Genomic DNA, 7,795 nt, shown 5'->3' with positions numbered 1-7,795 from the left:
TGCCCGCCTGTGCCGGTGTGCGCCGGTGGGGCTCTGCCGCGCTCGACCTCGCCTATGTGGCGGCGGGCCGGTACGATGGCTACTGGGAACGGGGTCTTCATGCCTGGGACGTGGCTGCGGGCCTGTTGATCGCGAAAGAGGCGGGGGCCATCGTGCAACCGATTCGCGACGGGCAGAACCTCGTGGAAGATGGTCAGGTTCTGGCGGCAGCCGAACCGATCTTCGACCAGTTCGCCAAGATCATCCGCGATCGGTCGGACAACTGACACGCGTCGCGGCTTGATCCGTCAAATTTTTGCCTTGGCGGTAAGGCATCATTGTCCTTGGATGATTCCAAGAGGATGCCATGACCTGCGTTGCACAGTTCTGGAATGATGAAAGCGGTTCGGCCACGGTCGAATGGGTGGTCATGACGGCCGCCTCTGTCGCCATGGGTTTGGCGGTCATGTCCTATGTCAGCGAAGGCGTTGAAAACCTGTCGAACGACGTGCGCTCGGCGCTCAGTGGTTTCGAGATCATGACGAGTTTCGACCAGTGGGACGATTTCCGCGCGCAACAGGCGGCAGCGGCAGCGGCTGCCGCGTCAGAGGACGCAGAGAGCCAGTAGCAGGTCGTCGACAATCGCGACTCCCACCCATCTTGTCCGGACAGAAAAACGGATGGCCCTGCCGCTCTCACGGTTGCAGCAGGACCATCCGAAATGAAAATGTTTTGGTGCTGAAAAATCTGGGTGTCAGGCCCGGCACAGGGAGGGAGAGAGGAGGGAGGAGGACAGCCGGGCCCGACGAAACTTGGTGGGGCTCAGCAGATCAGCCGAGCGGGAAAGGAGCTTTGGGAAGAGTGACCGGCTTGGCCTGGCGGGTGCGGGCATCGCGGGCGAGAAGGGCGGCGGCGGAGCGGGAGGAGAAGGTCATTGGTCTGAGTTCCGTTGTCTTCGTTTCTGTTGGTGTATTATTTACACATTAATCTGGTATGCGCAAGGGGAAAGTGTGCGCTTGACACAAAAAAGATTTCAACTGCGTGAGCCCAGGGCAGAACCGGCCCCAAAAAATGAAAAGGGCCTGCCAACCGAACCGGCTGACCGGCCCCGATCTGCTGCAACGTTGGATCAGTTGCGCAGGGTTTCCATGAAGGAGTTATGACGCTGGTCCAGAATGGCCGAGTTGGCTGCGCCGGTGGCCAGCATCTGGTTGCCCCAGCTGTGGATGTCTTCCATCCGCTGCGCATGGGCGGCGTAGGGGTCGTAGCTGTTATAGCCACCATAGACCGGGGCCTGCATCTGCATCGCATAGGCATCCAGCATGGCGCAGGCCTCGTAGTAACCGGCGCTGCAATAGGCGCTCAGTTCATACATGTCGACATACTGGGCCTCGGCCTGAGAAGCGCCGGAAACGGCAGAGGCGAGAGCAGCGGCGGAGAGGAGAGAAAAGATACGCATGGGTCAAATTCCTGGGTTTGAGTGCGGTTTGGTTCAATAGGTGTAAAATATACACAAACATAAGCCAGAGTCAATCCATTACCGCATTGACCATGCGTCATCCATGACTTTCTGAAGATCAGCGTTCTGGCAGAACCTGTTGGGCAATCCCGGCAATAGCCAGATAGATCGAACTGCCCATCAACCCCCAAAGTGCCCAGCTTTCCGGGTGGAAATCGACCCAGGCGGCCCAACCGGCAAAACCGGTCCAGGCAATGGCCATGGGCAAGGACAAGACCCGCCAGCGTTCCGTGCGCACAGGGTGGATGAACTTGAGGTTCAGGAACATCCCTACGGCAAAGAGGATGACCAGCCCGAGGATTATGTAGAAATTCGGGCTGATCGCGAACAGCACCAGAACCACCATGTTCCAGCAGCCCGGAAAGCCCGCAAAGGAATTGTCCTTGGTCTTCATCCTTGTATCGGCGAAATACACCACGCTGGCAAAGGTGATGACGATGATCGCGAGCCATCCCGTCCAGCCCGGCAGCAGCCCGGATTTGAACAGCGCATAGGCGGGGATGAAGACATAGGTCAGGTAGTCGATGATCAGGTCCATCAGGACGCCGTCGAACTCTGGCGCATTGGTCTTGACCTGATAGCGGCGCGCCAATGGCCCGTCGATCCCGTCCACGATCAGGGCCACCACCAGCCAAAGGAACATGAGCGACCATTTTTCCTCGACCGCCGCCAGCATCGCCAGCATGGCAAAGACGGCGCCGGTGGCGGTGAACAGGTGAACCGAGAGGGCTTTCATACGCAATGTCATCGGACTGACATGAACCAAAGCAACGCGATAGGCAACCGGGGGCGTGCCGGGAAAGGGCGGGTGACGTTACCGCTAGGACAGAATTTCGATCTTACCGCAGCCCGTGTTACCCTAGCCGTTCAATCGGAACGGAGGTCCCCATGCCCGCATTGATTCGCGCCTTTGCGCTCTTAGTCCCGCTGCTGCTGGCGATCACGGGGATCGCGCATGGCCAACAGGCCACGCTGATCATCCACAACAACACCGATGCCACGCTGTCCGTTTTCACGCAGAATGCCCACAGCTCCTCGATCCAGAGCCAACCCGTCGTCGTGCCTCCTTTGTCACGCGGGCAGGCGACCGTACCCATGGGCCAGAGCGTCATCCTCGCCGAGGCCATCAACATGACCGGGACGCCGGATGCGAACTGGAGCTACAATTTCCACCATTCCGGTGCGCATGAGCTTGAGATATTCGCCTCGAATTTCGGGATGTCGGTGATGTTTGATCAGCCAGGCTCGGTCGCACCTTCGCCATCAGGGGGCACATTGCCGATCATCGCGGCGGGCAGCTACGATTGCTGGGGCGGTGTCAATCTCAGTCAGGCTGGGTCCTGGATGGCAATGGAAGGCACCTACCAGGATACCTACGAGGACGAACACGGTAGGCTCACTCTCACCTACAACCCTGCTCTGGGGCAGGGGGCTTCGGGATGGGCTGGCACATGGTGGGAGCCCGGCGTTGGCCGGTACGGCACCCTGTCGAATTTCGAGCTGTCGGAGCAAGGGTTCAGCGCCGATTGGGCCGTCGACCCGCAGCGCGTGGGGGTGCGAAGCAACGGCAATGCGCTGTCGGTGGCAAGCGGTGACATGACCTGCACGCTGAACTGATGAAGGACCGCAAAGGGCAGCGCTACGCCTTGGGATGGGCGTTGCGGTAGACCTCCATCAGCCGCGCGGTATCGACCGCCGTATAGGCCTGTGTGGTGGACAGGGAGGCATGGCCGAGCAGCTCCTGTATCGCCCGCAGATCGCCGCCCGCGTCCAGCAGATGCGTGGCGAAGCTGTGGCGCATGGCGTGGGGGGTCGCGGTGGCGGGCAGGCCGAGTTGCATGCGCGCGGCCTCGACCGCCTTGGCGACCTGACGGGGCCCGAGCGCGCCGCCACGCACCGCCCGAAACAGCGGGCCATCGGCGGGCAGGTCATGCGGGCAGAGCGCGGCATATCGGTCAACAGCGCGGCGGGCGGCGGGCAGAACCGGCACTTCGCGATCCTTGTTTCCCTTCCCCCGAATGCGCAGCGTGTCTGACAGCGGCAGGACCGAGGCGGTCAAGCCAAGCGCCTCCGATATCCGCAGCCCACATCCATAAAGCAGCGTCACCACCGCCACATCCCGCGCGGCAATCCAGTCGCGGGCATCTTGTTCGCCAACCCGGTCCACAAGGTCCTGCGCGGCGGGTTCCGACAGCGGGCGGGGCAGTTTGCGCTGGAACTTCGGCGCGCGGGTGGACAGGACGGCCGTGGCGTCGAACCCCTCCCGCTCGGCCCACCAACGATAGAAGCTTTTCACCGCCGACAGCTTGCGCGCCAAAGATCGCGCCCCAAGCCCCGACCCGCGTTCCGCCGCCATCCAGGCCCGCATATCCCGTGGCCCAAGCGCGCGCAGGGGCGCAAGGCCAAGCTGCGCGCCTTGGTGGCCGGTCTGAAACGCCAGAAAATCCCGCAGGTCGGCCCCGTAGGCTGTCACCGTGGCGGGTGATCCGCCCCGCAGGCTGCCCACATCCGCAAGCCACGCGTCCATCAGGTCGCGTGCGGCGGGGCTGAGGGCGGTGCTCATCGCGCCTACCCCAGGAACCGTTTCATGCTGCGCTCAAAGACGCCGGTGAAGAAATTCAGCAGGTCCGTGCCCTGGCTGGGGCGGAACTGGTGCGGGTCTTCGGACCCCATGACCAGCAACGCCGGCAGACGACCAAGGCCGAGATCGAGCCGCAGCAGGGCCTCGGACGCGATCCAGTCGGCCGCCTCGCCATAGATGCTGGCCGCCCCGGTGCCGACCTGCCGAAGCGTCACGGGCCGTTGCGGCATGTTGCGTCCGGCGGTCAGGTAGTCATCGACGAAGCCGGGTGCCACCACGGTCAGCACATCTTCCAGCTTCTGCACCTTGGGCGCGCTGGTTTCCGTCGCTTCCGGGCTTTCCAGAACCAGCCGAATGCGGTCCACCCGCAGGATCGCGGCCACATCGGTGCCGAGCACCTTGAGGAAATCCTCGAACTCCGCCTGATCCAGCAGCTTCAGGATCGCGCGGTGAATCTGGTTGGTCCCGGCAAGGTTTTCATAGGCTGCCGCGATCACGCTGCGATGCGTGTCCTCCAGCCGGTCCAGCCGGTTTTCCAGCCGTTCCATGGCAATGCCGCGCATATCCACGATATTGCCGCCCATCTGGCGGTCATTCGCGGTAATCAGCGCCCGCATCACGTCGCGGTCGTCAAGAATGATATCGGGGTCCTGCAATACCCGTTCGCGCCAGTCTTCCAACGCGTCTGCCCTTTCGCCCATAAGTGGTCTGCCCCTTGGTGTTTTTATGGTTGGGGCAGACCTTACAACATGTTTACAGGATTTTCTGCCCTGTTTTTGCCCAGTCCTTCATAAAGGCGTCGAGCCCCTTGTCGGTCAGCACATGGTTGGCCATCGCCTTGATCACATTCGGCGGCGCGGTGGCCACGTCAGCCCCGATCAGGGCCGCGTCCTTCATGTGGTTGGCGGACCGGATCGAAGCGGCCAGGATCTGCGTCTCGAACCCGTAATTGTCATAGATCGTGCGGATATCGCCGATCAGGTCCATCCCGTCGAGGTTGATGTCATCCAGACGCCCGATGAAGGGGGAGATGTAGGTTGCACCCGCCTTGGCCGCCAGCAGCGCCTGATTGGCCGAGAAGCAGAGGGTCACGTTGGTCTGGAACCCGTCATTGGTGAGGATGTTGCAGGCTTTCAGACCGTCCCAGGTCAGCGGCAGCTTGATGCAGATATTCTCTGCAATCTCGGCCAGCTTGCGGCCCTCGGCGATCATGGCGTCCGCTTCCAGCGCCACGACCTCGGCCGAGACAGGGCCATCGACCATGGCGCAGATTTCGCGGGTCACTTCGATGATGTCACGGCCCGATTTCAGGATCAGCGACGGGTTGGTGGTGACACCGTCGACCATCCCGATATCATTCAGCTCGGCGATGGCGTCCACTTCGGCGGAGTCGACAAAGAATTTCATTGGTCTATCCCTCAGGGGTTGATGGCGGGCTCGGGCGTGTCTTACCCCAGCTTAGACGCGGCGGAAAGCCCAACTATGATTGCGGTAACATGAGTGACATGCAGGCAGATCAGGAATTCTTCGAGGAAGGCAGCCTTGTGGGCGTGCTGACCGCCGAACCGCTGGACCGCGTGCTGGACTACAAGGCGCCCGAGGGCGGCTGCTGGATGGGGGCCTTCGTGCAGGTGCCGCTTGGCCCGCGCAAGGTGCTTGGCGTTGTCTGGGGGCCGGGAAGGGGCGATTGGGACCCGGCCAAGATCCGGTCCGTCCTGAAGGTGCTGGACGTGGCGCCCATGCGGTCCGAGATGCGGGAGTTTCTGACGCGCGTGGGGTCATACACCCTGACGCCGCTGTCGCAGATGCTGCGGCTGGCGACCCGCGCGCCGGGGCTCGCCGACCCGCCCTCGATGCGCAAGCTCTACCGGATGGGGTATGGCGAGCCTGACCGCATGACCGACGCGCGTACCCGCGTGATTGCGGTGCTGGAGGAGTATGGCGGGGTCAGCTTCACGCTTGGCGAACTGTCGGAAATGGCGGGTGTGACCTCCTCCGTCATCAAGGGGCTGGTGAAACAGGGCGTGGTGGAGGAATTCGACACCCCGCGCGATGCGCCTTACCTGCCGCTTGATCCGGAGCGTGACGGCAAGGAACTGACCGAAGCACAGGCGGGGGCGGCCGCGCAGATCTGCGAGGGCATCCGCGCCGGGCGCTATGGCACGACGCTGCTGAAGGGCGTCACTGGGTCCGGCAAGACAGAGGTCTATCTGGAGGCCGTGGCGGAATGTCTGCGGCAGGGGCGGCAGGCGTTGGTGCTGCTGCCGGAGATTGCCCTGACGAGCGAATTCCTGACCCGCGTGAAGGCCCGCTTCGGGGCGCAGCCTGCCGAATGGCATTCCGGCGTCACCATGACCGAACGCCGCCGCTGCTGGCGCATGGTGGGGCAAGGGGCGGCGCAGTTGATCGTGGGCGCGCGATCGGCGCTCTACTTGCCCTTCCGGGACCTGGGGCTGATCGTCGTCGATGAGGAGCATGACACCTCCTACAAACAGGAGGACGGGGCGCTTTACAATGCCCGCGACATGGCAGTTCTGCGGGCCTCGCTGAATGACGCGCAGGTGGTGCTGGCCTCGGCCACGCCGTCGCTGGAAAGCTGGTGGAATGCGGAGTCGGGAAAATACACTCGCATTGACCTGACCGACCGGTTTGGACCGGCGGTGATGCCCGACATGCGCGCAATTGATATGCGGGGAGAGGATCTGCCGGGCAATCGCTGGATTTCCCCCACGCTTCAAGCTGCGGTTCGGGCGCGGTTACAGGCGGGCGAGCAGGCGCTTCTGTTTCTCAACCGCCGCGGCTATGCGCCGGTCACGATCTGCCGGGCTTGCGGCGAACAGGTGGGCTGTGACCATTGCGACGCGCGGATGGTGGAGCACCGGTTCCTCAAACGGCTGATGTGCCATCAATGCGGTGAGACCAAGCCGATGCCCGAGGCCTGCCCGTCCTGCGGCGTGGAGGGCAAGTTGGCCGCTGTCGGGCCGGGTGTGGAGCGGTTGGCGGAAGAGGCGGCAGCGCTTTTCCCGGAGGCCAAACAGGCGGTTCTGTCCTCGGACCTCTTCGGGTCCGCCCGCGCGCTGAAGGCGCGGATTGCCGAGATCGCGGAGGGCGAGACCGATATCATCATCGGCACACAGCTGGTGGCGAAGGGGCATAATTTTCCACGCCTGACGCTGGTCGGCGTGATCGACGCGGATCTGGGTCTGCAAGGGTCTGACCTGCGCGCGGCGGAGCGGACCTTTCAGCTGATGCGGCAGGTGGCCGGGCGCGCGGGCCGGGCAGAGAAGCCGGGAACCGCTCTGTTGCAGAGCTTTCAACCCGATCACCCGGTGATCCGCGCGATCCTGTCCGGGGATGAGGAAGGCTTCTGGCGGGCGGAAGCAGAAGAGCGCCGCGCGACGGGGATGCCGCCCTTCGGGCGGCTGGCCGGGATCGTGATCTCCGCGCCCGAGGCGGCGGCGGCCTTTGACCTTGGCACCCATCTGGCGCGGTCGGATGCCCCCATCCGGGCGATTGACGGGACGGTCTATGGCCCCGCCCCGGCACCGATTGCGCGGATCAGGGGGCGGCACCGGGTGCGGCTTCTGGTGAAGGCCCCCAAGGGCGCACCGATCCAGAACGCGCTGCGGCAGTGGTTGGGGGGGCTGAAGCTGCCCAACAATCTGCGGGTGTCCGTGGATATCGACCCGCAGAGCTTTTACTGACGGGCGTTTAGC

General features: G+C 63.4%; 9 protein-coding genes. 4 read left to right on the top strand and 5 right to left on the bottom strand.

Annotated elements, in window-relative coordinates; all coding sequences use genetic code 11:
- Window positions 1–266: inositol monophosphatase family protein (locus tag BKY26_RS02395; RefSeq protein WP_281249802.1), on the top strand; the 266-nt coding region annotated here is incomplete at its 5' end.
- 80 nt (window positions 267–346) lie between these two features.
- Window positions 347–607 (top strand): Flp family type IVb pilin, encoded by a 261-nt coding sequence (locus BKY26_RS02390; RefSeq protein ID WP_071688804.1) that lies wholly within the window; start codon window positions 347–349, stop codon window positions 605–607.
- A gap of 501 nt (window positions 608–1,108) precedes the next feature.
- On the opposite strand, the gene BKY26_RS02385 is transcribed toward BKY26_RS02390, so the two are convergent.
- The gene (locus tag BKY26_RS02385) at window positions 1,109–1,438 is read right to left on the bottom strand and encodes a hypothetical protein (protein ID WP_071688803.1); all 330 of its coding nucleotides are present in this window, start codon (window positions 1,436–1,438) and stop codon (window positions 1,109–1,111) included.
- A 118-nt stretch (window positions 1,439–1,556) separates the two neighbouring features.
- The gene (locus tag BKY26_RS02380; protein WP_071688802.1) at window positions 1,557–2,246 is read right to left on the bottom strand and encodes a CDP-alcohol phosphatidyltransferase family protein; all 690 of its coding nucleotides are present in this window, start codon (window positions 2,244–2,246) and stop codon (window positions 1,557–1,559) included.
- Between the two features lie 140 nt (window positions 2,247–2,386).
- Here BKY26_RS02380 and BKY26_RS02375 point away from each other — a divergent pair, with 140 nt between their 5' ends.
- On the top strand, window positions 2,387–3,115 hold the full coding sequence (locus tag BKY26_RS02375; RefSeq protein ID WP_071688801.1) for a hypothetical protein: 729 nt from the start codon (window positions 2,387–2,389) through the stop codon (window positions 3,113–3,115).
- A gap of 22 nt (window positions 3,116–3,137) precedes the next feature.
- Here BKY26_RS02375 and BKY26_RS02370 read toward each other — a convergent pair whose 3' ends face one another.
- The 3 genes from BKY26_RS02370 to fsa are packed head-to-tail and all read right to left on the bottom strand — an operon-like array spanning window position 3,138 to window position 5,486.
- Window positions 3,138–4,061: a tyrosine recombinase XerC gene (locus BKY26_RS02370; RefSeq protein WP_071688800.1), complete on the bottom strand. Its 924-nt coding sequence runs from the start codon at window positions 4,059–4,061 to the stop codon at window positions 3,138–3,140.
- A gap of 5 nt (window positions 4,062–4,066) precedes the next feature.
- On the bottom strand, window positions 4,067–4,780 hold the full coding sequence (locus BKY26_RS02365; RefSeq protein ID WP_071688799.1) for a DUF484 family protein: 714 nt from the start codon (window positions 4,778–4,780) through the stop codon (window positions 4,067–4,069).
- A gap of 52 nt (window positions 4,781–4,832) precedes the next feature.
- Entirely contained in the window at window positions 4,833–5,486 is a 654-nt protein-coding gene (gene fsa, locus BKY26_RS02360; RefSeq protein WP_071688798.1) for a fructose-6-phosphate aldolase, read from the bottom strand.
- A 98-nt stretch (window positions 5,487–5,584) separates the two neighbouring features.
- On the opposite strand from fsa, the gene BKY26_RS02355 reads away from it, so the two are divergent.
- Complete coding sequence (locus BKY26_RS02355; protein WP_131541748.1) at window positions 5,585–7,783, top strand: primosomal protein N'; 2,199 nt, start codon at window positions 5,585–5,587, stop codon at window positions 7,781–7,783.
- The last annotated feature ends 12 nt before the right edge of the window (window positions 7,784–7,795 follow it).

Source organism: Nioella sediminis (assembly GCF_001879695.1).
Taxonomy (GTDB): Bacteria; Pseudomonadota; Alphaproteobacteria; order Rhodobacterales; family Rhodobacteraceae; genus Nioella; species Nioella sediminis.
Note: the sequence above shows the minus strand (reverse complement) of the source record. Positions and strands in the feature narration are given on the sequence as shown.

Excerpts from the sequence above, each read along its gene's own strand:
- BKY26_RS02390 (WP_071688804.1), top strand. The coding sequence starts at position 347 with ATGACCTGCGTTGCACAGTTCTGGAATGATGAAAGCGGTTCGGCCACG.
- BKY26_RS02385 (WP_071688803.1), bottom strand. The coding sequence starts at position 1,438 with ATGCGTATCTTTTCTCTCCTCTCCGCCGCTGCTCTCGCCTCTGCCGTT.
- BKY26_RS02380 (WP_071688802.1), bottom strand. The coding sequence starts at position 2,246 with ATGACATTGCGTATGAAAGCCCTCTCGGTTCACCTGTTCACCGCCACC.
- BKY26_RS02375 (WP_071688801.1), top strand. The coding sequence starts at position 2,387 with ATGCCCGCATTGATTCGCGCCTTTGCGCTCTTAGTCCCGCTGCTGCTG.
- BKY26_RS02370 (WP_071688800.1), bottom strand. The coding sequence starts at position 4,061 with ATGAGCACCGCCCTCAGCCCCGCCGCACGCGACCTGATGGACGCGTGG.
- BKY26_RS02365 (WP_071688799.1), bottom strand. The coding sequence starts at position 4,780 with ATGGGCGAAAGGGCAGACGCGTTGGAAGACTGGCGCGAACGGGTATTG.
- fsa (WP_071688798.1), bottom strand. The coding sequence starts at position 5,486 with ATGAAATTCTTTGTCGACTCCGCCGAAGTGGACGCCATCGCCGAGCTG.
- BKY26_RS02355 (WP_131541748.1), top strand. The coding sequence starts at position 5,585 with ATGCAGGCAGATCAGGAATTCTTCGAGGAAGGCAGCCTTGTGGGCGTG.